Origin of the sequence: Tolypothrix tenuis PCC 7101 (assembly GCF_963874875.1) — a bacterium.
Taxonomy (GTDB): Bacteria; Cyanobacteriota; Cyanobacteriia; order Cyanobacteriales; family Nostocaceae; genus Aulosira; species Aulosira tenue.
Genome location: NZ_CAWNJS010000001.1, coordinates 5,215,369 through 5,239,950, shown reverse-complemented (window position 1 = coordinate 5,239,950; position 24,582 = coordinate 5,215,369). Strand labels below are relative to the sequence as shown.

Sequence of the window (24,582 nt, the reverse complement as noted above, 5' to 3'; positions counted from 1 at the left end):
AATTTGAGTTAACGGTATTCGGCGATCGCCTGCAAGCTGATTGAATGCGAAACGCTAGGAATTTATCAGGCTGTTAAAACTTGCTTGGCTGCGACTTCCATCAGTTTCTCGCTGCTATCTCGCCCTTGTTTCAATTTGGCTTCTAGGGTATCGCAGAGAGACATCAGGCGATCAACTTTGGCAACAATACGTTTTTGTTCGGCGAGAGGGGGTAAAGGGATAAGCGTTTCTTTAATTTTCCCTACGTTCAAATTGGGTTGAGCGCCTCCGGCAGATAATTCTCGCAGTTCATCGTATTTTTTCTCAAAAACTCTTTTAACGTAAACTTGTAAGTCTTCAGCTGCTTCAAAGAAAACAATAGCAGCACAAGCTTGATTAATAGTGGCTGCTATTCGCAGTTGAGAAATTTGCCCACGAGTTTTGCCTTGCCCATATAATGCAACGATTAATGCTCCAGGTTGATAAATTCTCAGACGATAGTCAGCAACAGCAGATTCAGTAATAAAAATATCTGCTGAATTAATAAATTCTTGGGAGGTTGCTGTACTGGTTATCCAAGGAATATTACCATCAATATAATATTCGCGGTTTGAGGTTAATGGAGTGCTACCAGTTCCTATATCACTAATATCATCAAGCCGAACCCATACCCAATTATCCGGTATACTATAAGGTATTTCTTCAAGTTCTACTGAAGGTAGTAGGCTAGATTTTTTAATTTTCTTTTCTTTAATTAAAATATCTTTTTTAGTTCTGATTCTCTTTACTAATTTTGATGCAGGTTCATCATTTGAATCTTGCCTTACAAGTTTACCCTGCACAGCTAATTGCAAAATCGCCTGGCGCAGTTTAGGAATTGTTTCAGGAATGCTGTAGAATAAGTCAAAATTATTGCAAATGCGTTGCCAGTGTTGGCGGAATTCGTCGGGATTTTGGGAGGAGAGGAGTTGAGCGATCGCACTCTCATTCATCCTCACAATACTCTCTTGCTTTTGCTGCTGCCGTTTTTCGATTTCGTCGCAGATGGAAAGCAGGCGATCGCACTTCTCTACAATCCGTTTTTGTTCTGCCAGTGGTGGAAGAGGTATTAATGTATTCTTGAGCTTAGTTCCATTAAAGTTAGCCTGTCCACACTGTTGTGTAATCTCAGGCTCAATCTGAGTCTGTCTAAAATAAGTTGAATTAAGTGCCAAATTAACGAAATCTGGGCTTATATACTCTGATAGAAGGGAAATTCTTATTAGATAAGAGGCAAACGTATATTGATTACTGTCACCTTTAAATACTCCGGTTTTTCCTACTAATTCATAGCTATTTGTTCGATTAAATAATAAGTCATTTTTTTGTAGAAATAATCTTGGTAAATCTTTTATTTTTGCTGACAAATACTTTAAGTTATCAAACAAAAGTTTCCCATCACGTATATTATTCATACGAAACACGGGAATATCTCCACCTAATTCTGATGACTTTTCAGAAGTGCCATATTCTATGACTTTGGCTAATTCACCTAATCTCACCCATTGCCAACGTTCAGGAACTTCATAAGGTAATTCAGAATCTACAACCAGAGGAAGTGGCTTATCTTTGGGTATTTTTTTATCTTTAATTAACTGTTCTTTCTGCGTCTTAATTATTTTCAACAAGATTGAAGCAAGTTCATCATTTGGATTTTGAGGCGTAAGCTTACCCATTACAGCCAATTGCAAAATTATTTTCCGTAACTTGTCAATTGCATTTGGCGCATCAGTTAATAATTCAAAATTCTGAAAAAACGTATCTACTTTCATTTAAATAGATTCACAATTTGTAATTGACTGTCTAGCATGAACCCATCATCACGCATTTCTAGCAGTAGGGGCGGGTTCACAGTAGGGGCGGGTTCAAAGATATCCTCAATTAATGACGATGATTTGGGTAAACCCGCCCCTACAGCAGATAGAATACATCCGTTACCATTTAGATGGATTATTTGGATGTAATTGATCCTGTTGCCAAGATAAAGGATTATTAAATATATATTCACGAATTTTCTGTAATGCTTCGTCATTACGTATAATATGCTCGTAATAGTTACGTTGCCAAACAGGTATACCTTTTGAGTTTCTCAATTGATTAATACGACGAGCAGAAGATGTTTTGAAATTACGTATTATTTCTGATAATGCTTCCTCTCCTGATGTGGTTAATTGAATTATCCCATGTATATGATTAGGCATAATTATAAATTCATCTAACTGCACATTACTAAATTTATTAGGTAGAATATTCCAGTTATATTGAACGACTTGACCATAACGACTTAATTCGATATATGTAGTGGCAGTTTGATTGATATCATCTTTGTTATTTGATGATATTGGTGAATCTGTTCCTACAACATTTCCTAATAAACATTCACGTTGCCAAATACAAATGGTTATAAAATACATCCCTACCTGTGTATAATCATAACTCTGTAACCGAATTGATCTACGATGATGTTTATCTGGATTATATTTCATAATTTATATTATTTATTCATCATTATAAATCGCGGACGTAGGGGCGGGTTTACCAAGATCATCGTTGATAATTGAGCATATCTGTGAACCCGACCCTACCCGAATATTCGTTGGTAATTAATCATAATCGTCATCGTGATTAATTGCGGATGTAGGGGCGGGTTTACGAAGATCATCGTTGATAATTGAGGATATCTGTAAACCCGCCCCTACTTATCTTCCAACGCTTCCATTAATTCAAATTTCAACTTACTCCGCACATCACCCAACTCAGCCATGAGTTTTTGATGCTCTGCTAACATCTCATCTAAATCAGCGTGTTCTACATCAACCTTGTGAGGATTTTTAATATCTAGGTTGTAATTATTCGCTTTTAAATCTGCAATTGAAACCTGCCAAGCAAATTCATTTTCCTCGCGGTTATCCCACCATTCTTGCTCCGGTGCGAATTCCTCAAAGCGAATCGGCTTAGTTTTCGAGTATGACTTATACCCTGCTGGGTAAGGGTGTTCATAATACCAAATCTTTTCTGTTGGTTCCCCTTTAGTGAAAAATAGCAGATTAGTTTTAATACCTGTGTAGGGATTAAATACGCCATTTGGTAAGCGCACAATTGTATGTAGATTGCAATCTTGCAGCAGTTTTTCTTTAATCCGCGTCTTCACACCTTCCCCAAATAGCGTACCATCTGGTAAAACTATTGCTCCTCTACCGCCTTCTTTGAGTAAATGAGCAATCAGCACCAGAAATAAATCTGCGGTTTCTCTGGTGCGGAAGGTAGCGGGAAAATTATCTTCTATTCCATCTTCTTCCATCCCACCAAAAGGCGGATTTGTAATAATTACATCCACCCGTTCTTGCGGACTGTAATCACGCAATGGTCGTGCCAAAGTGTTATCATGTTCTGCTTCTGGCACATCAATACCATGTAATACCAAATTCGTTACACAAAGGTTATAAGGTAACGGCTTTTTCTCAGTTCCGCGAATCGTCCGTTGCAGAATTTCTGGAACATCAGCACTTTGAAAATGTTGGCGAATGTAATCAATTGCTGCTGTTAAAAATCCACCTGTACCACAATCAAAAGTCAAAAGTCTGTAGGGGCGGGTTCACCGAGATTCGGGTTATAAAAGCGAAGATATTTGTAAACCCGCCCGTACTATTCTCTAGCCAATAGCCACTATTCTCAAGTCAATAGCCACTATTCTCAAGTCAATAGCCACTATTCTCTAGCCAATAGCCACTATTCTCTAGCCAATAGCCACTATTCTCTAGCCAATAGCCACTATTCTCAAGTCAATAGCCACTATTCATTAATTATGTGGGGTAAGTTTCTTCTTCTTTTCTCTTCCTTTGTGTACTTCGTGTCTTTTCTGCGAGACGCTTCTCCTAACGGAGACGCTACGCGAACGCCAACGCGAACGCGGTTCGTTTTTTCGTGGTGATCAGATCCCCGACTTCTTTAAGAAGTCGGGGATCTAGCAAAAGAACAAAATGAATGCGATAGACTACTAGAAGAGACATCATATCTTATTCCCACAAGTCAAGATACTCGATATAGTTCTGACTTCAGAACCGACAAAGCTTGTAAATAAGCTTGCTTACCACCAAAAATTTTAATTATCTCTAACGGAGTCCCTAAATCGCTGATAGGTTTAACTTTCAAAACATCTAAACTTTCAATATCTTCAATCCCCTCATCAGCATACTTATCCAACAAAGCATTGAGAACCGTTCTGGTTTGTTCGCCATACTTGCTAAAGTAATTACGCTTGCGGACATTGTTCGCCCTTTCTTTGCGAGTTAGTGGCGGTTGATCAAAGACAACATGACAAATCAAATCTAAAGGGTCAAAATCCTTACCAATCTCTTTTTCTAACCCTTCCAAAGGCACACCCAGTTCTTGTAACTCTTGGATAATAGCCTGCTTCTGCTCGCTAGAGTGCCATTTCTTCAAGAACGCATCTAATGAGGCGTACTCCTGACTAACTGTTTTGCGAGTATAGTCCTTAATCGATTCTGTAATCAGCTTACCGTCCTTGCCGTGGTATTGCTCCCGAATAAAAGCAACCGCCACCTCTTCATCTGCAATTACATACTTTTCTCGCTTCTGCTTGCGGCTAAGTTCACCATCATCTATGATTTGCCCATCATCCCCATGATCAGGCGGATTAATTGGATCGTTGGGTTTAGGCTTGTAAATTTGTACAGGTTCACCATCAAAATCAGGATCGGCAAATAACTGAGTCGCTTTCTTAAAATCGATAATAGTGAAGAACATTTTGCCGTAGTCTTCATCAATGCGAGTTCCACGACCAACAATTTGCTTAAATTTAGTCATGGACAGAATGCGCTGATCTAAAACAATCAACTTGCAAGTTTTAGCATCAACGCCAGTCGTCAGTAACTCAGAAGTAGTAACAATTGTGGGATATTTACTTTCCGGGTCGATGAAATTATCTAATTCTGCCTTACCTTGAGCATCATCCCCAGTAATTCGCATAACGTAGCGGTTATTCTCCGCCACCAAATCAGTATTTTCATTCACCAATGCTACCCGCATCCGTTCTGCGTGGTCAGTCGTCTCACAAAAAACGATAGTTTTAGCAAAGCGATCGCTTGATTTAAGATAATCAGAAATAATCCGCGCCACTAATTCAGTACGCTTCTCTAAAACCAAAGTTCTATCAAAATCTCGCTGATTAAATACTTGGTCGGGAATTTCCTTACCATATTTATCTCTTTGTCCTGGCTTCGGTTTCCATCCACTCAAATCTGTATCAAAATCAATGCGAATCACTTTATAGGGAGCTAAAAAGCCATCTTCAATCCCTTGTTTGAGCGAATAGGTAAAAAGTGACTCACCAAAATAAAAGCTGTTAGAAACTTCTTCGGTTTCCCTGGGAGTAGCTGTCAAGCCAATCTGTGTAGCATTTCTAAAATATTCCAAAATCTCTCGCCATGCCGAATCCTCAGCCGCGCTTCCTCTATGGCATTCATCTATAATAATTAAGTCAAAAAAACCTGGCGAAAACTGCCGATAAATATTTTTCGCTTCTTCATTTCCCGTTACTGCCTGATACAAACATAGATAAATTTCGTAAGATGTATCTATCTGTCGCTTCTGAATTTTGGTCATTCTTGCGCCAAAGGGTTTAAAGTCATTGACTCTAGTTTGATCAACCAAAATATTCCGATCTGCCAAAAACAGGATACGCTTTTTCGCCCCCGACTTCCACAACCGCCAAATAATTTGAAAAGCTGTAAAAGTCTTACCTGTACCCGTCGCCATCACTAACAAAATGCGGTTTTGTCCTTTAGCGATCGCTTCAATTGTTCGGTTAATGGCAATCTGTTGATAATAGCGTGGCTGTTTTTTATCAGGACTGGGGTAATAATCTTGAGCCACAATCGGCTGAATGTCCGAGTCAATCCCCTTCCAATCACAGTATTTTTGCCAAAGTTCCTGCGGTGTCGGAAACTGATGAAGGGGAATTTCCCGTTCTCGCTGTCCTTCGCTAATCGTGCGATCGCACATCATAAAAGCGTCGCCATTCGAGCTAAAGATGAATGGTACATCAATTAATTCACCAGTGGCGATCGCCTGTTGCATTCCCGCGCTAACGCCGTGATTATTATCTTTAGCCTCAATTACCGCCAGTGGTACACCTGGCTTGTGATAAAGGACATAATCAGCGCGTTTCTGCTCACCTCGACTAGCCAGCTTACCCCTCACAATCACCCTACCCTTTGTCAGCGTCACTTCCTCTCGAATCTGAGTGTTGATATCCCATCCCCGACTAGTCAAAGCAGGTGTAATGTACTTCGTACAAATATCACGTTCACTCAAAGATTTCTTGTCAATTGCTTCTGACATAAAGAAGTTCGGCTTTCGGTTTAGAGGATGCGTAGTATAATTCTAGACTTAATTCCTGTTTGCTGTTAAGTATGAGTCTAGTATTTTGCTATCTAGGAACTAGAAAACCTATTATTAAAAATCAAACTAGCTACTAAAGCTTTTGAGATTGTCCCTTAATAGTTGATGAATGCGTTGGCGTAGCCCGCCGCAGGCATTACACTGCTTTCTACACACATCGTGACTCATAATATCTATAAGATAGTCACGAATCGTGAGTGATTGTGCAGTTAAGAATAAACCGGGCAATAGACAGCAATCCCCAGACAACTCAATATAGAATCGATGCGCTCAGTGAGAAGCCTTTGGAGCCTTTGGAATACTGCCAACGATGGGTTGAAATGTCCTCGGATGAGCGGGGATATAGAAAAGCTTGTATTGCTGCCCTAGCTGAAGCAACTGGGCTAAGTGAAAGGACTATAGGGAATTGGGGACAAAACTTTGAGAGGCGACCTAACTATGTAGTCCATATACTACGCATGGCAGATATGCTTAACCAAATTAGAAAAATAGTCTTACCTCCTGATTATCCACAAAAATAATTTAGTCGTGATTCGTGAGTAAAATACTTGTACTATGAGCAGATATTTTCTAACTTGAGTTCAGCAAGCACAGGCTTGATGAGAGTAACAGGTTAGCTCACTAGCATTTCCTACTACTCCCAACCTCTGCTGGCTTAATCAGACTCACCAAGACCAAAGATGCAGACTGGGAGAACCTCCCATCAGAATAACCATCGAATTGATATACTCCGTCAGTTGCCCCTGGAACCGACGGATTATTGTCACCGTTGGGTAAGTCAGGAACCAGGCCGCAATTATCGCAAAGCCTGCATTAATGCGATCGCCCAAGTTACAGGTACTAGCCCAAAAACTGTTAAAGACTGGGGGACAGACTTTCGCCGAAGACCTAAATACGTTACCCGCATATTACGGCAAGCAGATCTAATCAACCAATTTAGACAACTTGTGGCAAAAGGTATTGTGACTTTACCTCCAAACTTTCCTCAAGAATAAACAAAAGCGATCGCGACTCACGATCAATTGCCCTAAAAACCCCTTGTTTTGACTTTAAGGGTAATCTTAGGCTGACAGGAAAGCGTACCCACTGTTATGAACACCCGCATCTTTCTTGATGGCAAAAATGACAGAACATCAAATGAACTCCATCTCTACCTTTGACATCACCAAGTATTTTCTCCTTGATGTCATGAAAGACATTAAAACTGGACGTATCCAACTGCCAGATTTTCAGCGAGATTGGGTTTGGGATGATACTCATGTGCGTCGTCTGATTGCCAGCATATCTTTGGCTTACCCAATTGGCGCAGTCATGATGCTTCAGCAAGGCAACCAACAGCGACAATTTAAACCTCGGCTCGTTGATGGGGTATTAACACCAGAAAATCAGCCGCCAAACTTATTGATTCTCGATGGACAGCAACGCTTGACAACTGCATTTATGGTGCTACTGTCTCAACAACCAGTCATCATCAAAGACCAAAAAAGCCAGAAAACCGTCAAAAAGTTGTACTACCTGGATATCCAAAAATGTCTCGATCCCTCAGGAGATCGCTATAGTGCAATTATTGCCTTACCTGAATCAAAAATTGCGCGCACCTATACTGGTGCATTGATTGACTGCTCTACTCCTGAAAAGGAATATCAGGCACTATTGTTTCCGCTATCCAAAGTTTTCTTTTTTTCTGAATGGCGGAGTAAGTTTTCTAAGTATTGGCAGTACGATCCTCAAAAACTCGAACTGATTGACAACTTAGAAGTAGAAGTTCTCAAGAAATTTGAGCATTATCAAATTCCTGTAATCCAACTGCGTGACTCCTTACCAAAAGAAGCAGTTTGCCAAGTCTTTGAAGATACAAACACTTCTGGCTGTGACCTCAACTACTTTGACTTGATGAGTTCTAGCTATTGTACTGCTGACTTCAGTTTGAGAGATGACTGGAAGCAGCGCGAAAATCGCTTTCAATCCTTAAAAGTATTGCGTAAGCTCCGAAGCACCGATTTTGTCCAAGCCGTGACGTTGATGGCTGGTTACGCCAAAAGGATGGAAGCTATTAAAAAAGGTGGGAATACCGATAAATTACCAGGTGTTGCTTGCGATCGCACTGAAGTATTAAAGCTGACTAAGGAAGAATATCAAAAGTGGGCTGACCCAATTACCAGAGGTTTTGAAGAGTCTGCTCGCTTTCTTTACAGTCAAAAAATCTTTGATGCAGATGATTTGGCTTACCCCATTCAATTAGTTGTCCTCAGCGCAATTTTTACGGTTCTTGGAGAGCGTTCCCGTTCTTCCCATATACGTTCTATGCTCGAACGGTGGTTATGGTGCGGAATTTTTGGTGAAGTTTATACGCGCTGGCACGAGACACGGGTAGGGAGAGACATCGTAGAAGTCCCAGACTGGTTAGCTGGTGGTGCGCTTCCTTTTACTATCATGCAAGCTAATTTTTCTTTTGACAGATTACTGAGCATTAGGAAGCGTTACGGTGCAGTGTATCAGGGTTTGGCGGCTTTATTAAGACGTGAAGGTGCAATTGATTGGAGTACTGGTGAGGAAATCAATGATGTAATTTATTTTGAAGAACAGATAGATTCGCATCATATCTTCCCAATGGCATGGTGTCGCAAGCAAAAAATAGACTCCAAAAAGTATAACTGCTTGATTAATCGCACACCTCTAAGTGCCAAAACGAACAAAAAAATTGGTAGTAAGGCTCCTTCCAGTTATTTACAAGAGTTTGAACTTTCTGGGACAGCACCAAGAAGATTGGACGAAATGTTGCGCTCTCACGGTATCTCTCCAACAACTTTGCGGCGAGATGACTTTGAAGCATTTTTCCAGACACGGGCACATAATTTGCTAACGCTAATTGGAAAGGCGATGGGTAAAACTTTAAGTTTTGAATCGTTTCAGGATTTTGCTGGAGAGCAGCATAACGGGAATAGCAAAGAGTATAAGCTTCATCCCGAAATTCTCACGAACTATTAACCCATCAGCATCAGAATCGCCGACTTTACTCAATAGAGAAGTGTGTGGCAGCAAACATAACTCTAGCATTATGCTATGTGGCAAACACATAACTTAGTATCTAAAGCCAAACTAGCTACTAAAGCTTTTAAGATTGTCCCTTAATAGTTGATGAATGCGATCGCTCCAAAAAGGAATCACAGTTTGTCCGTGACAAAGTGCTTCTAGCGCCACTTGCTTGTCAAACTCTGCTAATTGCAAAGGTTGTTCAGGCGATCGCGTGGGTAATAACATGAGCCGCTTCATCTTTTCTTCGGGAACAGACTCATCAAATAGCCAAGGTTCCTGTTCGCGCAGTGTTACCAATGCTGCATGGCAAACCTCAAAATTTAAACCAATGGACAACAACTGCTCCATTACTGTTAATGCCAGTAAGTCAGCTTTAGAGTAGTAAACATTACGACCTTTACCACTACTGTTAACCGTAGGTACTATAACTCCTTTCTCTCGCCAATACTGCAACTGACGGCGAGAGCAATGAGTAATTTCTGATGCTTCTGTGCTGGTGTAGAACTTTCCTTCCATAAGAAACATCCTATAGAAGCATCTTCTAAAACACATTAGTATTTTGTATAACATTATGTGTTTTTATGATATTTTATTTTTATGAGCCAAATCACTATTCAATGTCGCCTAATTGCCAGTGAATCTACCCGCCAGCAACTCTGGAAGTTGATGGCAGAATCAAATACACCTCTAATTAACCAACTGCTTCAGCAGCTTAGTAAACATCCAGATTTTGAGAAATGGCGAAAAAATGGCAAACTACCGTCCACAGTTGTTTACCAACTTTGCCAACCCCTGAAAACTCACCCTAGTTTTACAGGTCAACCCAGCCGTTTTTATCTATCAGCAATTCATGTTGTTGATTACATCTACAAATCTTGGCTGGCTATACAGAAACGGCTACAGCAGCAGCTAGATGGCAAATTACGCTGGATAGAAATGCTCAACAGCGATGCTGAATTAGTAGAAATTAGTGGTTGTAGTTTAGAGGCTATTCGTACTAAAGCTGCTGAGATTTTGGCAATGACTACACCAGAATCTGGCTCTAATATTTCTGTAACTAAAACAAGAAAGACAAAGAAATCAAAAAATTCAAATTCGTCCGCTTCCAATAGTGACAGGAGTTTATCTCATAAACTATTTGACGCTTACCAAGAAACTGATGACATACTCAGTCGTAGTGCCATTAGCTATCTGCTAAAAAATGCCTGCAAACTCAATAATAAAGAAGAAGACCCCGAAAAGTTTTCTCAACGCCGTCGTAAGGTTGAAATTCAAATTCAAAGGCTAACAGACAAGCTAATAAGCCGAATTCCGAAGGGTCGGGATTTAACAAACTCTAAATGGTTGGAAACACTCTTCACCGCTACAACCACCGTTCCAGAAGATAATACTGAAGCCAAACGCTGGCAGGATGTTCTCTTAACCCGATCTAGTTCTGTCCCTTTTCCTGTAATTTTTGAAACTAATGAAGATTTAGTTTGGTCAAAAAACGAAAAAGGTAGGTTGTGCGTTCACTTTAATGGCTTAAGCGATTTAACTTTTGAAGTGTATTGTGATAGTCGCCAACTGCATTGGTTTAAACGCTTCTTAGAGGATCAACAAACTAAACGCAAAAGCAAAAATCAGCATTCAAGTGGCTTATTTACTCTGAGAAATGGTCGTTTAGCTTGGCAAGAAGGTAAAGGTAAAGAAGAACCTTGGAATATTCACCACTTAACTCTCTATTGCTGTGTTGACAATCGCCTTTGGACAGAGGATGGAACAGAACAAGTTCGCCAGGAGAAGGCAGAGGAGATTACCAAATTTATCACCAAGATGAACGAGAAAAGTGACCTAAGTGACACACAGCTTGCTTTTATTAAACGTAAAGAATCAACACTGACCCGCATCAATAATTCATTTGATCGTCCTAGTAAACCCCTGTACCAAGGTCAATCACATATTTTGGTTGGAGTCAGCTTGGGGCTAGAAAAACCTGCAACTATCGCTGTAGTGGATGCGATGCCTGACGGCAAAGCTGACGCTAACGCAGGTAAAGTTTTAACTTATCGGAGTATCCGCCAGTTACTTGGCGATAATTACGAACTCCTCAATCGCCAAAGACGACAACAGCGATCGCTATCTCACGAACGCCACAAAGCTCAAAAAAGTTTCTCTTCCAATCAGTTTGGTACATCTGAGTTAGGGCAGCATATAGACAGATTATTAGCTAAAGAAATTGTAGCGATCGCACAAACCTACAAAGCAGGTAGTATAGTCTTGCCGAAGCTAGGAGATATGCGGGAAATTGTTCAAAGCGAAATTCAAGCTATAGCCGAAGCAAAATGTCCTGGCTATGTAGAAATCCAGCAAAAATATGCTAAACAGTATCGAGTTAATGTCCATCAGTGGAGCTATGGCAGATTAATTCAAAGCATTCAAAGTAAAGCTGCTCAGGTAGGAATCATGGTTGAAGAGGGAAAACAACCTATTCGCGGTAGTCCCCAGGATAAAGCAAAAGAATTAGCACTTTCTACCTACCATAGCCGCCTAGCTAGGTGACATTGACAAATATCTGAACCTTGACAATAAAATAATCAATAGCGCCGCAGTTCATGCTGCTTGCAGCCTCTGAAGTGTGTTAAATGAGGGTTAGTTTGACTGTAGCAATACAGTCTTGCTTTCTGACCCTGGTAGCTGCTCACCCTGATGCTGCTGTCAACTGACAGGATAGGTGCGCTCCCAGCAATAAGGGCGCGGATGTACTGCTGTAGTGGCTACTCAATCACCCCCGACCAAGGGGGAACCCTCCCCAATTCTTCATTTGAAGGACTAAAGAATGGTCAAAATTCCGCTCTTGGTTCGCGCAAGTTATGAAAACCTTATACTACAAAGAATTTAGTCATAAATTTCTTTTGTAGATAATTGAAAAATTACATCCTGGGAGGATTTTTGAGAAGGTTAGCTCAAGCTGGGTTTGAAAACCCTTCTAGACAAGGGTTTGAGATGACAGCAGTTGCAACCGTCCTCTCAGCAATGGGAGGGTTGAAAGGCCAGCAAAAGAGCCAAATAGGGATGCTATAGAGAGTTGCAACCGTCCTCTCAGCAATGGGAGGGTTGAAAGCAGTTTTACTTCTCGGCTTTTGATTCAGAGACTCGTTGCAACCGTCCTCTCAGCAATGGGAGGGTTGAAAGCATTTTCTTACTAGTAGCGTACAGAATAACCGATAAGTTGCAACCGTCCTCTCAGCAATGGGAGGGTTGAAAGAACGAGGAGGTGAGCGAGTAAGAAACTAGTTAGGGTGTTGCAACCGTCCTCTCAGCAATGGGAGGGTTGAAAGCTCTCATGTAAGCGATCGCTAGTTCCAAGGCTTCAAAGTTGCAACCGTCCTCTCAGCAATGGAGGGTTGAAAGTTCGACCAAAACGCCAAACCCAAGCTAATAGTCGTTGCAACCGTCCTCTCAGCAATGGGAGGGTTGAAAGCAGCAGTTAAAACTCGATTTATTTTTAATGCCTCGTTGCAACTGTCTTCTCAGCAATGGGAGAGTTGAAAGCTGTCTTCTAAATGTGTTTATGCAGAATTTTAGGTTGCAACTTTTCTCTCAACACTGGGAAGTTTGAAATATATTATATGCAAGTCCACAAAGTGAATCACAGTTCTTGCAAGTATCCTTGCAGCAATTAGACGGTTAAAATTTTATAAGCTATTCCTGATGCTCGTGGTTTTCTATTGAAGCGTTTCTCGTATTAAGTTAAAGAACGGGTATAGCAACAATTTTGAAAAACTTTAGAACGTTTAATAATTTAATAACCCCAAGTATTTAGGATAAAATAATAAATTCTCTTGTTTGTGTGGGTTGAAAGCAAATCCGACTGCTGGCTTGATATCATATAGAGTAAAGCCTACATAACTCATGAATTCTATATTAGATGACATTAATTTGTCACTATTTCCCTACAAAGGCTTATCTAGTTTCAGCGACATTAATTTGTCTTCAACGACAACAATTTGTCACCGACGACAAATAATTAGTCACTGTACATTTGCGAATCGCGACATATAATGTACGAATGTAAAATAAACATAAAGCCAGCAGTCGGATTTGAACCGACGACCTTCCGATTACAAGTCGGATGCACTACCACTGTGCTATGCTGGCGGGCTGAGGTGTTGCTCTTAAGCACTAACCGATTTCTAATCATAGCATAAGCAAAAGATTTGTCAAGAAACACAATTAAAATTGTTTTTGAACCTAAAAGAAACAGGAAAAATCTGAGGAATTTATTCGATGCAACCTCTGTATTTTGCCAAGGTTTCACATTCGAGAGTGGTTTGCAAGTGTGACATTTGTAGGACAACTAACAAAAATCAAGCATATTAATCACCCATAAAGTTGATAAATTAATAGTCATAGCAAAAGCTAACTTTCATCCTGGGCTAGACACAAAAACATCTGGTAGAGTTTTAAGGCGATACTTTTTTGGGTAGGACTGGCTAAAGGAACACAAAGACATCATTATTATTTACAGATCACAAGCATGGCAGCGTTGAACGGACGAGATTTATTAAGTCTGGCGGATCTGAGTTCTACAGAACTTCAGGAACTCCTACAATTAGCAACTCAACTCAAGTCAAAACAACTAAAGCTACACAGTAATAAAGTCTTGGGATTATTGTTCTCCAAAGCTTCAACTCGCACACGCGTGAGTTTTACTGTGGCTATGTACCAACTAGGTGGACAGGTAATTGATCTCAACCCAAATGTTACTCAAGTGAGTCGTGGGGAACCAGTGCAGGATACAGCTAGGGTGTTGGATCGATATCTGGATGTGTTGGCAATTCGTACGTTCGCTCAACAAGAGTTGGAAACTTTTGCTAACTATGCCAAGATTCCTGTAATTAATGCGCTAACTGATGCAGAACATCCTTGTCAGGTATTAGCCGATTTAATGACAATTCAAGAGTGCTTTGGTACCCTCCAAGGGTTAACTTTAACCTACGTAGGTGATGGCAATAATGTCGCTAACTCTTTAATGTTGGGTTGTGCTTTGGCAGGAATGAATGTCAGAATTGCGACACCTCAAGGCTATGAACCAGATAATAAAATTGTAGAACAGGCAAGAGCGATCGCTAATAATCAAACTGAAGTTCTCCTGACTAACGATCCAGAAATTGCTGCTAAAGGGGCTGCTGTTCTCTACACTGATGTCTGGGCAAGTATGGGTCAAGAATCAGAAGCAGACGATCGCTTCCCAATTTTCCAAGATTACCAAATTTCTGAGCAGTTATTAAGTCTGGCTGACCGCGAAGCCATTGTTTTACACTGCCTACCAGCCCATCGTGGTGAAGAAATTACCGAAGCCGTTATTGAAGGTTCGCAATCACGGGTTTGGGATCAGGCTGAAAATCGAATGCACGCCCAAAAAGCTTTGTTGGCTAGTATTTTAGGGGCAGAGTAAGGAGAGGCTAGAGGTTTGTAGGTTGAGCAGGGGGAGAAAGAGTTATTGTCTACTTTTAACCCCTAATTTTTGAGCATAGAGTTTTCTGCTCAAATCTCAGACTCTTCCCTGTTTGCTTTTGAGGAACCTATTTTTCAACATGGATGAGGTTTAAATGTATTTTTCACCCTCAAGCAGTCATAAAAAAACGACCTCATCCTTTATTTCCTGTGATTATTGTTCGCTATATAGCATTTCTATTTCATTTGTGAAACCAAAAGTACATTTGTACCTGCTTTTTTCCTGTTTCTTACCTTAACCAGTAATTTCACAACTCATTGAGAATCGCTATCTTTACAAATCAATTCCAAAATTAAATCGGATTGCCATATATTCTTTTTAGTTTTATCTTGCTTATATGGGATTTTATGTAGTACTAATGTTCTAGGGACATTTGTAATTACTTCCCAACAAAATTATGGAACGTTTAACCGAAGCTCAACAAGAACTTTATGAATGGCTGGCAGAATACATCCGAACGCATCAGCATTCGCCTTCAATTCGGCAAATGATGCAAGCGATGAATTTGAAGTCACCAGCACCAATTCAAAGCCGTTTAGAACATTTACGCACTAAAGGGTATATTGAATGGACTGAAGGGAAAGCGCGCACAATTCGGATTTTACGTCCTGTAGCAACAGGTGTACCAATTTTAGGTACTATTGCTGCTGGAGGTTTAATAGAACCTTTCACAGATGCTGTCGAACATTTAGATATTACTAATTTTGCCTTACCTCCCCAAAGTTATGCTTTGCGGGTAGCTGGCGACAGCATGATTGAAGATTTAATTGCTGATGGTGATTTAGTATTTTTGCGTCCAGTACCAGAACCAAATCAACTTAAAAATGGCACCATTGTTGCTGCCAGAGTTGAAGGACATGGTACTACATTAAAGCGTTTTTATCGTAGTGGCGATCGCGTGACTCTCAAACCTGCAAATGCTAAATACCAACCAATTGAAGTTCCGGCGATGAATGTACAGGTGCAAGGTTCTTTAATCGCCGTTTGGCGTGATTATAACTAGGGGTTAGGGATTGGGGATTGGGGAGATGAGGAAGATGAGGGAGATGAGGAGGCAAGGGGAGAAAAGCAATTACCAATTACCAATTACCAATTACCCCATGCCCAATGCCCAATGCCCAATGCCCAATGCCCAATGCCCAATGCCCAATGCCCAATGCCCAATGACAAATGACAAATGACAAATGACAAATTATGTACCTGACGCTAAATAGAGTGCAAGAACTGCCCGGTTTTCGCTTACGATTGCCATTGTTAAGGGAAAATCAGGGCAGTTATCAAACTCAAAAATCATTACTAGGATGCCCAAAAATGCCGCAATCTTTGCAATTGCAGCAATATCAGCGCCAAGCTATGACAAGCTGGTTTGCTAATAATGGCAGAGGTACGCTGAAAATGGCTACTGGTAGTGGTAAGACTATCACGGCATTGGCGATCGCTTGTGAATTGTATCAGCAGATTAATTTACAAGTTTTGGTGGTGGTTTGTCCCTATCGTCATCTTGTCACCCAATGGGCGCGAGAATGCGAAAAATTTAACTTGCAGCCGATTTTAGCATTTGAGAATGTCCGCAATTGGCAAAGTCAACTCTCTACCCAAATCTATAATCTGCGTTCTGGTTCCCAAAGATTTGTCACGGTGATTACTACTAACTCCACTTTAATTGGAGATGGTTTTCAGTCGCAGGTGAAATATTTCCCCGACAGAACTTTAATTATTGGCGATGAAGCCCATAATTTAGGCGCACCAAAGTTAGAAGAAAGTCTACCACGCCGGATTGGGCTGAGACTGGCCTTGTCTGCCACACCGGAAAGGTATTTTGATGATGATGGTACCCAATCTTTGTTTGATTATTTTGGCCCTGTGCTGCAACCAGAGTTTACCTTGAGAGATGCGATCGCTCAAGGTGCTTTGGTACATTATCTCTATTACCCAATTTTGGTGGAATTAACAGAAGCCGAAAGTATTGCCTATTTAAAATTAACGCGCAGAATTGGGCGATCGTTACTATATCGGGAAAGAGAAAATGGCACAGTCGGAGATTTTGAAGATAACGAAGATTTGAAGCCATTGTTAATGCAACGTGCCAGATTAATTGGTGCAGCAGAAAACAAGTTAACTGCTTTGCGGAAATTAATGGCAACTCGCAAAGATACTACTCACACCCTATTTTATTGCAGTGATGGTTCGCAAGAGGTGGGACAACGTTCATCGTTGCGTCAACTGAAAGCCGTTGCTAAAATTCTCGGCGTAGAATTGGGATACAAAGTTAGTACCTACACTGCTCAAACTTCCTTACAAGAAAGGGAGATTTTACGCCGTCAATTTGAAAGCGGAGAATTGCAAGGTTTAGTTGCAATTCGCTGTTTAGATGAGGGTGTGGATATTCCTGCAATTCAAACTGCAGTAATTTTATCAAGTTCCGGTAATCCTCGTCAGTTTATCCAAAGGCGCGGGCGCGTTTTACGTCCCCATCCTGGGAAAGAACGCGCCATTATTTACGACATGATAGTTTTACCGCCAGATTTAGAAAGGGAAACTATAGAAGTAGAACGCAATTTATTAAAAAAAGAATTGCGGCGCTTTGTAGAATTTGCCGATTTAGCTGACAATGCTGGCGAAGCGAGAATGAAGTTACTTGCTTTACAAAAACGGTATGGTTTATTAGATATATGAATCGCCATAGACGCAGATAAACGCCGATTATTTATCTGTGTTTATCTGCGGTTTTTTATTGCTTTTTGTAAAAATTTTGGTAATAGTGAAGAATGAGGTTCAGAAGTATGGGATAATTAAATTATCTTCTTTATAATGGGATGTGAGTCAAATTTTTAAAGTCGAAAATATTCCATTATATTATATGCTTTTAGTATATCAGCAAAGCACTTTTAAATAAAGCCCTCCTCACTAAAAATTTTCGACTTTACCCCACCAATTTGTGAGAAATTAAAGATAAGACAAAGGGTAGAGCAGAAGATGCGATCGCACTCGAAGATACAGGTAAAATAAAGAAACAATTATCTACCATCCGCGATGTCACCAGAGCAAAATATCGATGATGTGCAGGAGCCAATTACCAGCGCCCCGCCAGAAGTACGGCAAATTATTGAGCGGGTATGGAAGCTGGAAAAAGGCAGACTAGATAAGAGAATTAACAGCCACATTAACGATGAAATATTGGTGATTATTAAGGAAGAGGTGCGATGAAGCTAACTTCAATTAAGCTGTGCAATTTTCGCTCCTTTTATGGTACGACACCAGAGATAGTACTTTCGGGAGGAGATGTTCTCAACACTACGATTATTCATGGCAATAATGGCTCTGGAAAAACCAGTTTACTCAATGCCTTTACCTGGGTATTATATGAGAAGTTTAGTGCAGCATTTGCATCAGTAGAACAGCTAGTTAATAAAAGAGCGATCGCAGAAGCTAAACCAAAGCAAGCTATTGAATGTTGGGTAGAAATTGGTTGGGAACATGAAGGTAAACGCTACCGTGTAAAACGTTCCAGTCGGGTTTATAAAAACGAGAGTGATTTTGAAGCTGGGAAAACTCAATTAACCATGTGGGTAGGTGGCGATGATGGTAAATGGTATTTCCCACCCCAGCAACCAGAAGATATCATCAATCAAATTTTACCTGCGAGTTTGCATCAATATTTTTTCTTTGACGGCGAACGGATTGAAGAAATCGTCCGTTCTGATAAAAAAGCGGAAATTGCGGAAGCAACAAAGATATTCTTGGGTGTAGAGGTAATTAATCGTTCAATTAAACATTTGAGTGAAGCGAAAAAAAGTTTAGAGAACGACTTAAAAGCCATTGGCGATTCCGAAATCAAACAGCTTTTGCGCCAGCAAGAAAAAATAGAACGGGAAATTGAAAGTATTACCAAACGCCAAACTGAAATTAAACAAGAATTAGAATATCAACAAACCTTTAAAAAAGAAACAAGTAACCGTTTACGGGAACTGAGTGCGGCGAAAGAATTACAGGAACGCTGTCAAAATTTAGAAACGCAGAACCAAGCCTATAAAGAAGAATATAAAAAGACTCGCGAAGCCCTGAAAAAAATTATTTCTGCACGAGGTTATACAGTTCTCCTGGCTGAAACCACATCCCAGTTTCGGGAAGTTATGCATGATTTAAAACAACGTGGTGAGCTAACGGCGGGAATTTCGCGGGAGTTTATCAATGAGTTACTTAATTCGCAACGTTGTATTTGCGGCACAGATTTAAATATCGGTAGTCACCCCCATACAAATGTGACTCTATGGTTAAATCAAGCGTGTTCTTCAGCAGTAGAAGAAATGGCTTTTCGGATGAGCGCCCAAGTTGATGAAATTGATAAACAAGCAATCGCATTTTGGGAAGAAGTTGACAGAGAACAAGGGAGAATTAATCAATTAAGGCAAAATATCTCACAGATAGAAAGCGAATTAGATAACATTCAAGACAGATTGCGTAAAGATGCTAACGAAGAGATTAGTAGTTTACAGAAACGCTTAGACGGAATCGAAAATAAAATAGATGAGTTAAATCGAGAACAAGGCGCTAACCAACAACAAATCGCCCACTTCACTACAGAAATTGAAGCCTTAGGTAAACAAATCGCCAAGCAAAAGCTAAACGAAGAACGTCAAGCATTAGCACAGCGAAGAATTAACGCCACCCAAGATGCAATTGAACGGTTAACAGAAGTAAGAAATCGTCAAGAAAAGCAATTTCGGCTGCAATTAGAAAAGCGAGTCCAGGAAATATTCGCAGAAATATCTTTTACGCCTTATATTCCCAAAATTAGCGATAAATATGAACTGACGCTAGTAGAAAATACCGCCGGATTAGAAGCACCAGTTGCAGCTTCTACTGGCGAGAATCAAATTCTCAGTTTATCTTTTATCGCCAGTATTATTGATAGAGTCAGGGAATGGAGTGAAAAGCGGAAAATGCTGATGTTACCAGAAAGCAGTACCTTTCCAATTGTCATGGATTCACCTTTTGGTAGTTTAGATGAAATTTCCCGGCGACATATTGCTCAAACAATTCCCAAGTTAGCAAATCAGTTAATTGTTTTAGTCACAAAAACTCAATGGCGGGGTGAAGTTGAAGAGGAAATGGCAGATAGAATTGGCAGGGAATATGTGCTGACGTACTTTTCTTCTAAGCCAGATTGTGAACAAGATTATATTGAATTGGGAGGGGAAAGATATCCTTTGGTAAGGCAAAGTCCTAATGAATTTGAGTATACAGAGGTTGTGGAGGTAAAGCGAGATTGGTGATCAAGAGAAACGAACCGCAAAGTACGCTAAGAACACGAAGGAAAGAGGAAAAAGAGAGAGTATTAAGATTTTTACCTCTACTTCTTTGTGTTCTCTGTGCTTCTGGGTTTCGTTATCCTTGTATGCTTTAATAGCCTAAGTTTCTACTAACTACTATTAATGCTTCTACCATTAATACTCGCCTCGCTTTTTACCTTACCTAACTCCATCACTCTCACCTTTTCTGATACACAAAAACATTGGGCTAATAATTGTATTCAAGAACTAGGAGAAAGAAAATTAATTACAGGCTATCCGGATGGAAGCTTTCGCCCAGAAGCAACAGTTACACGCGCTGAAGCCGCAGTCTTAATGTTGAATGCTTTCCCCGATGCACCAATCAAACGCAGTGCTACTACATTTAAAGATGTACCTGCTAATTATTGGGCAAATAAAGCAATTACTACTGCTTACCAAAAAGGCTTTTTCTCTGGTTATCCAGGGGGAATTTTTCAACCAAACCAACCAATACCCCGCGCCCAAATTATCGGTGTTGTCGCTGGGGGTAAAAATTATAGTCCTGTATCTAACCCAGTGCAGACATTACAACAATATTTTGAGGATGCAGCACAAATTCCTAACTATGCTCACAGTGCGATCGCATCCGCTACAATCAACAGTATTGTCGTCAACTATCCCCAAGTCAAACAGCTAAAACCCCAGCAAAGCGCCACCAGAGGAGAAGTAGCAGCTTTGATGTGTCGGGCGTTAAATATTTATACTGTACCCCCACAATATATTGCTGGCGTAGAAGTCCAACCGCAAGAAGTCCGCCTTTTACCGGGAAAACTTGATACTATCCCTACGTTTAATAGTAATAGTCCGGAGTTAATAACTACCGAAGGAATTTTACTTTCTACCTTCCCCCCAGATGGTAAAAAATCTCCAGAAGCACACCTTAATTATCCCTTCTCGGGGAGATTTGATGTATTTGCCCATCATATCGTCAGGGCGGAAACACCAGCCCAAAACCGCACTGTTTACCAAGGAATTATTGTCCACAATCCAGGGAATCAACCTGTGACACTGCAAGTATTACACGCCGCCAGCTACCTTTCTAGTGAAGCACCATTTATTGCTTTACCAGATATGGTAGATAATTCCCAAAGTACAGTTTACGCTGGCCCTGGTAGTAGGACAATGAATGATGTCCTACGAGAAATTAGACAGAGTAATTTTCCCGAAAAGCTGGTGATAGAACCAGGAAAAACCCAAATATTAGCGAATTTACCCATCCCTGTACAAGCTCCCTCTTCTAATGGTCGCACAACAATGATGCGATTAGCGAGCGATCGCCCAATTTATCTGGCAAACTTAGTTAAAAATAGCTCTACACCTCCCACTGTGGCTGAATGGCAAAGGCTTTTAGATACAGGTAGTTTAGCAGGAAAACGCGACCCCATTCCCACCCCTCTCGACCCTCCCAGGGAACCAACAGTATTTAGCCGCGTTGCTGGTGTCTCTCAAGGTACGCAATGGCAAGCTAATCTAACGGATAATCCTAATGTGTCTGAGTTAACGATACCCCAACCCGGAAAAGCCTTTGCTTATCCTTTAGGGACTGTGCCTTTAATTACTCTTAGCACCGGACAAATACAGAGTGCGCTAATGCTAAAACGCTATCCTGATACAGCATATTTTGCTCACAGCAACTATGGTGTAGAGTACAATTTGACTTTGCCTTTAAGTAATAATAGTAATCAAAGCCAGATAGTTACCGTATCAATGCATACACCTTTAAAAGATGAAGGGGGAACCGATAGATTACTATTTTTAAAGCCAAAGGTGGAACAAATATTTTTTCGCGGTACTGTGAAGGTGCGTTACACCGATGATAATGGCGAGGAAAAGACGCGCTACGTACATTTAGTACAACGTCGGGGACAAATGGGTGAACCTTTGGTGAGGTTGAAGATGTTAGCGGGGGAGAAGCGACAAGTACAGGTAGATTTTTTGTATCCTCCTGATTCTACGCCGCCGCAGGTGGTGACGGTGAGGACGGAGGGGTAATGTCTCACGCAGAGACGCAGAGGCGCAGAGTTTTTTAGTTAGAGTTAAAAAAGGTGGCTTTTGAGAGGGAGTAAGTTGCAAGTATATGTCTCCTCAAGAATATCTGGAATGGGAAGTACGTCAAGAAATTAAATACGAATATATTGATGGTGAAGTTTTCGCCATGACTGGGGGTACTCTTCCCCATAATGATATTGCTTTAAACTTGGCTTCAGCGTTAAAAAGCCATCTACGGGGAAGTAGCTGTATTCCCTTTATGGCTGCTGCAAAAGTAGCTGTGTCAGAGAATACCTTTCATTATCCTGATGTTGTAGTGAGTTGTGATGAACGAGATAAACAAGCGATTCAATTTCTGCAGTATCCTTGTTTAATTGTGGAAGTCCTTTCCCCAAGTACGGAAGCTTACGATAGAGGTAGTAAATTTACGCGGTATCGCCGAATTGAAACTTTGCAAGAATATGTGCTGATTGATGCTGAGAAAATTGGTGTAGATTGTTTTCGGTTAAATGATAGAGGAATTTGGGAATTACATCCTTATGAAACTGGGGATGAAGTTCATTTAACCAGCGTTGATTTTCGCTTTCCCATAGCTTTGCTGTATGAGAATGTGCAATTTCCTACGTAGGGTTTTTTGAAATTGTAGCAGATGCGGTGGGAAGAAAGAGCGATCGCTTGGATGTGGCAATAAAGTAGTGCCATCGCTCTTTGGTTTCGGTTAAAATTTCCACAATGTAGATATGCAAATCAATGGCTGCAAACAGAATCAGGATTGCTAAAGATAAAGTTGAGTTAGTCAAAGCATTAGTAGCGTCAAAAGATACAACAGGGCCTTTCCAAACCTATGTAGAAGTGATGGTGTTTGCAGCAGCGTTGGGAGCAAAGAATAAAAAACGAGTTCCTTTAGAGGGAATTGCTAAAGATTTATCTCCACTACGACAAGATTATTTTTCTAGCAGTTTCTCTCTGTTAATTAATTTGTTGGCTATTAATGAAATCAAAGACATTAATATCCTCAGCGAACAAGATGTCGCTGACGAGCAACGTATTCATATATTTGAAGAGTATGCCAATGGTGGACTGGAAATTTTACAAAATGAGCTACGTGGAGCGGTAGACTATTCAGAGCGACTGATGTTAATTCTAAGTTCTGAAATATTTAGTAATGATTTACTAAGGAAAGAGTTTGATTTACGCCAATTATTATAAGAACATAAATCATATAAAATTACTACCAAATTTATTGCAATTAGTTAGTGGAGTATAGCTGATGACAAATTATATTGAACTACCTGCTCAGGAAATCAATCACCCTGGTGGAAACTTTTATGTATTCATTTGTAACAGTGACATTTTACAGCGTATAGCCTATGTTTCCATAGAAGAAAGAAATAGCAAAGGTGTTCAAAGACCTTTAAGTGAGAGAAGATGCAAAGAAGTTGCTAAGTTTATTAATTCTAATGATGCTATTATTGCTAATAATATAATTCTTAACTTACCAGAAGAAACGGAATATATTGCTCCAACCGAAAACGAATTAATTGGGAAAATTAAATTTCCAGATATAGAAAAATCAGTTTGGGTTGTTGATGGTCAACATAGACTTTTTGGATTTAATTTTACAGCAAAAAAGTTGGATCTTCTCTGCTCAGGTTTTATCAATCTCAAACTTGAAAGCCAAGCCAAGATATTTATCACTATCAATAATGAGCAAAAGGGAATTAATCCTTCTGTGATTTATGATTTATTACCTTTAATTAAAGACTCTGATTTTAAAGAAAAACGAACACATAGTTTAGTGAAACAAATGAATTTAGATCCTGAATCTCCTTGGTATAATGAAATCAAAATGTTAGGTATTGGGAAAGGTTTAGTTTCTCAAGCGGCATTTGCAAGAAATGTTGAGGTAATGATTGATCCTAATGGAGGTGTTTTATCACCTTATAACGAAAATTTACAGTATGGCATACTAGTTAACTATTTTAACGCATTTAAAGCAGTTTTTTCTGAAGAATGGGGTAGTACTAAATACGTGTTGACAAAAGCTGTTGTGTTATCGGCAATGTGTGGAATTTTTCCTAAAGTTCATAGCTTATGTGGCAAAGATTTTACAGTAGAAAATATTATAAAACAGATAATTCATCTTAAAAAATTTGATTTTAGTAGTGCCAAATTAGGTAAAAGTACAAATAAAGTTGCAATTCAAAAAATTACAGCAGATTTGAACAAAATGCTTCCGGAAATATCGGATACGTCAGATATTAAAATATAATATTTATTCCT

At 40.0% G+C, this 24,582-nt stretch carries 18 protein-coding genes, 1 tRNA gene and 1 CRISPR repeat array; of the genes, 13 read left to right on the top strand and 6 right to left on the bottom strand.

Annotated features, from left to right (window positions below):
* Positions 1–65: 65 nt before the first annotated feature.
* The 4 genes from AACU25_RS20645 to hsdR all read right to left on the bottom strand — a co-directional run bounded on the left by AACU25_RS20645 (position 66) and on the right by hsdR (position 6,381).
* Positions 66–1,790, bottom strand: a complete 1,725-nt coding sequence (locus AACU25_RS20645) for a restriction endonuclease subunit S (RefSeq protein WP_096578834.1) — start codon at positions 1,788–1,790, stop codon at positions 66–68.
* A gap of 162 nt (positions 1,791–1,952) precedes the next feature.
* Positions 1,953–2,504: a transposase gene (locus AACU25_RS20640; RefSeq protein ID WP_096578832.1), complete on the bottom strand. Its 552-nt coding sequence runs from the start codon at positions 2,502–2,504 to the stop codon at positions 1,953–1,955.
* Positions 2,505–2,713: 209 nt separating this feature from the next.
* Positions 2,714–3,595, bottom strand: coding sequence for an N-6 DNA methylase (locus tag AACU25_RS20635; RefSeq protein WP_321206781.1), 882 nt, complete (start codon positions 3,593–3,595; stop codon positions 2,714–2,716).
* A gap of 452 nt (positions 3,596–4,047) precedes the next feature.
* Positions 4,048–6,381 carry an EcoAI/FtnUII family type I restriction enzme subunit R gene (gene hsdR, locus AACU25_RS20630; protein ID WP_096578830.1) on the bottom strand — a complete coding sequence of 778 codons (2,334 nt, stop codon included), beginning with the start codon at positions 6,379–6,381 and terminating at the stop codon, positions 4,048–4,050.
* A 263-nt stretch (positions 6,382–6,644) separates the two neighbouring features.
* Between hsdR and AACU25_RS20625 the strand changes: the two genes are divergently transcribed.
* From AACU25_RS20625 to AACU25_RS20615, 3 genes are all read left to right on the top strand, one after another.
* Positions 6,645–6,962: a hypothetical protein gene (locus AACU25_RS20625; RefSeq protein ID WP_096583908.1), complete on the top strand. Its 318-nt coding sequence runs from the start codon at positions 6,645–6,647 to the stop codon at positions 6,960–6,962.
* 159 nt (positions 6,963–7,121) lie between these two features.
* Positions 7,122–7,436: a hypothetical protein gene (locus tag AACU25_RS20620; RefSeq protein ID WP_096578820.1), complete on the top strand. Its 315-nt coding sequence runs from the start codon at positions 7,122–7,124 to the stop codon at positions 7,434–7,436.
* 127 nt (positions 7,437–7,563) lie between these two features.
* The gene (locus AACU25_RS20615; protein WP_096578818.1) at positions 7,564–9,429 is read left to right on the top strand and encodes a GmrSD restriction endonuclease domain-containing protein; all 1,866 of its coding nucleotides are present in this window, start codon (positions 7,564–7,566) and stop codon (positions 9,427–9,429) included.
* Positions 9,430–9,540: 111 nt separating this feature from the next.
* Here the strand turns inward: AACU25_RS20615 and AACU25_RS20610 are convergent, their stop codons facing one another.
* On the bottom strand, positions 9,541–9,993 hold the full coding sequence (locus AACU25_RS20610; protein ID WP_190445859.1) for a MerR family transcriptional regulator: 453 nt from the start codon (positions 9,991–9,993) through the stop codon (positions 9,541–9,543).
* Between the two features lie 81 nt (positions 9,994–10,074).
* Here AACU25_RS20610 and cas12k point away from each other — a divergent pair, with 81 nt between their 5' ends.
* The gene (gene cas12k, locus AACU25_RS20605; protein ID WP_096578814.1) at positions 10,075–12,018 is read left to right on the top strand and encodes a type V CRISPR-associated protein Cas12k; all 1,944 of its coding nucleotides are present in this window, start codon (positions 10,075–10,077) and stop codon (positions 12,016–12,018) included.
* A 453-nt stretch (positions 12,019–12,471) separates the two neighbouring features.
* Positions 12,472–13,011: direct repeats of the CRISPR family, unit length 37 nt; unit sequence GTTGCAACCGTCCTCTCAGCAATGGGAGGGTTGAAAG.
* Between the two features lie 534 nt (positions 13,012–13,545).
* On the opposite strand, the gene AACU25_RS20600 is transcribed toward cas12k, so the two are convergent.
* Positions 13,546–13,617: transfer RNA gene (locus AACU25_RS20600), tRNA-Thr, on the bottom strand.
* A gap of 379 nt (positions 13,618–13,996) precedes the next feature.
* Here AACU25_RS20600 and argF point away from each other — a divergent pair.
* The 9 genes from argF to AACU25_RS20555 all read left to right on the top strand — a co-directional run bounded on the left by argF (position 13,997) and on the right by AACU25_RS20555 (position 24,571).
* A complete protein-coding gene (gene argF, locus AACU25_RS20595; protein WP_096578812.1) occupies positions 13,997–14,917 on the top strand; it encodes an ornithine carbamoyltransferase in 921 nt (306 codons plus the stop codon).
* A 457-nt stretch (positions 14,918–15,374) separates the two neighbouring features.
* The gene (lexA, locus tag AACU25_RS20590; RefSeq protein ID WP_096578810.1) at positions 15,375–15,980 is read left to right on the top strand and encodes a transcriptional repressor LexA; all 606 of its coding nucleotides are present in this window, start codon (positions 15,375–15,377) and stop codon (positions 15,978–15,980) included.
* A 191-nt stretch (positions 15,981–16,171) separates the two neighbouring features.
* Complete coding sequence (locus AACU25_RS20585; RefSeq protein WP_096578808.1) at positions 16,172–17,653, top strand: DNA phosphorothioation system restriction enzyme; 1,482 nt, start codon at positions 16,172–16,174, stop codon at positions 17,651–17,653.
* A 357-nt stretch (positions 17,654–18,010) separates the two neighbouring features.
* Positions 18,011–18,184 (top strand): hypothetical protein, encoded by a 174-nt coding sequence (locus AACU25_RS20580; RefSeq protein WP_167727186.1) that lies wholly within the window; start codon positions 18,011–18,013, stop codon positions 18,182–18,184.
* A complete protein-coding gene (locus tag AACU25_RS20575; protein WP_096578806.1) occupies positions 18,181–20,253 on the top strand; it encodes an AAA family ATPase in 2,073 nt (690 codons plus the stop codon). Before AACU25_RS20580 ends, AACU25_RS20575 begins: the two co-directional genes overlap by 4 nt.
* Positions 20,254–20,412: 159 nt before the next feature.
* The gene (locus tag AACU25_RS20570; RefSeq protein WP_096578804.1) at positions 20,413–22,302 is read left to right on the top strand and encodes a DUF3370 family protein; all 1,890 of its coding nucleotides are present in this window, start codon (positions 20,413–20,415) and stop codon (positions 22,300–22,302) included.
* Positions 22,303–22,387: 85 nt separating this feature from the next.
* A complete protein-coding gene (locus tag AACU25_RS20565; RefSeq protein WP_096578802.1) occupies positions 22,388–22,927 on the top strand; it encodes a Uma2 family endonuclease in 540 nt (179 codons plus the stop codon).
* A 122-nt stretch (positions 22,928–23,049) separates the two neighbouring features.
* Positions 23,050–23,508 carry a DNA phosphorothioation-associated protein 4 gene (locus tag AACU25_RS20560; RefSeq protein ID WP_096578800.1) on the top strand — a complete coding sequence of 153 codons (459 nt, stop codon included), beginning with the start codon at positions 23,050–23,052 and terminating at the stop codon, positions 23,506–23,508.
* Between the two features lie 61 nt (positions 23,509–23,569).
* Positions 23,570–24,571: a DGQHR domain-containing protein gene (locus AACU25_RS20555; RefSeq protein WP_096578798.1), complete on the top strand. Its 1,002-nt coding sequence runs from the start codon at positions 23,570–23,572 to the stop codon at positions 24,569–24,571.
* The last annotated feature ends 11 nt before the right edge of the window (positions 24,572–24,582 follow it).

Bases quoted from the DNA above. Each gene is read 5' to 3' on its own strand.
- AACU25_RS20555 (WP_096578798.1), top strand. From the start codon at position 23,570: ATGACAAATTATATTGAACTACCTGCTCAGGAAATCAATCACCCTGGT.
- AACU25_RS20585 (WP_096578808.1), top strand. From the start codon at position 16,172: ATGTACCTGACGCTAAATAGAGTGCAAGAACTGCCCGGTTTTCGCTTA.
- hsdR (WP_096578830.1), bottom strand. From the start codon at position 6,381: ATGTCAGAAGCAATTGACAAGAAATCTTTGAGTGAACGTGATATTTGT.
- AACU25_RS20615 (WP_096578818.1), top strand. From the start codon at position 7,564: ATGACAGAACATCAAATGAACTCCATCTCTACCTTTGACATCACCAAG.
- AACU25_RS20620 (WP_096578820.1), top strand. From the start codon at position 7,122: ATGCAGACTGGGAGAACCTCCCATCAGAATAACCATCGAATTGATATA.
- AACU25_RS20560 (WP_096578800.1), top strand. From the start codon at position 23,050: ATGGCTGCAAACAGAATCAGGATTGCTAAAGATAAAGTTGAGTTAGTC.
- AACU25_RS20570 (WP_096578804.1), top strand. From the start codon at position 20,413: ATGCTTCTACCATTAATACTCGCCTCGCTTTTTACCTTACCTAACTCC.
- argF (WP_096578812.1), top strand. From the start codon at position 13,997: ATGGCAGCGTTGAACGGACGAGATTTATTAAGTCTGGCGGATCTGAGT.
- AACU25_RS20575 (WP_096578806.1), top strand. From the start codon at position 18,181: ATGAAGCTAACTTCAATTAAGCTGTGCAATTTTCGCTCCTTTTATGGT.
- AACU25_RS20610 (WP_190445859.1), bottom strand. From the start codon at position 9,993: ATGGAAGGAAAGTTCTACACCAGCACAGAAGCATCAGAAATTACTCAT.
- AACU25_RS20640 (WP_096578832.1), bottom strand. From the start codon at position 2,504: ATGAAATATAATCCAGATAAACATCATCGTAGATCAATTCGGTTACAG.
- lexA (WP_096578810.1), top strand. From the start codon at position 15,375: ATGGAACGTTTAACCGAAGCTCAACAAGAACTTTATGAATGGCTGGCA.
- cas12k (WP_096578814.1), top strand. From the start codon at position 10,075: ATGAGCCAAATCACTATTCAATGTCGCCTAATTGCCAGTGAATCTACC.
- AACU25_RS20645 (WP_096578834.1), bottom strand. From the start codon at position 1,790: ATGAAAGTAGATACGTTTTTTCAGAATTTTGAATTATTAACTGATGCG.
- AACU25_RS20580 (WP_167727186.1), top strand. From the start codon at position 18,011: ATGTCACCAGAGCAAAATATCGATGATGTGCAGGAGCCAATTACCAGC.
- AACU25_RS20565 (WP_096578802.1), top strand. From the start codon at position 22,388: ATGTCTCCTCAAGAATATCTGGAATGGGAAGTACGTCAAGAAATTAAA.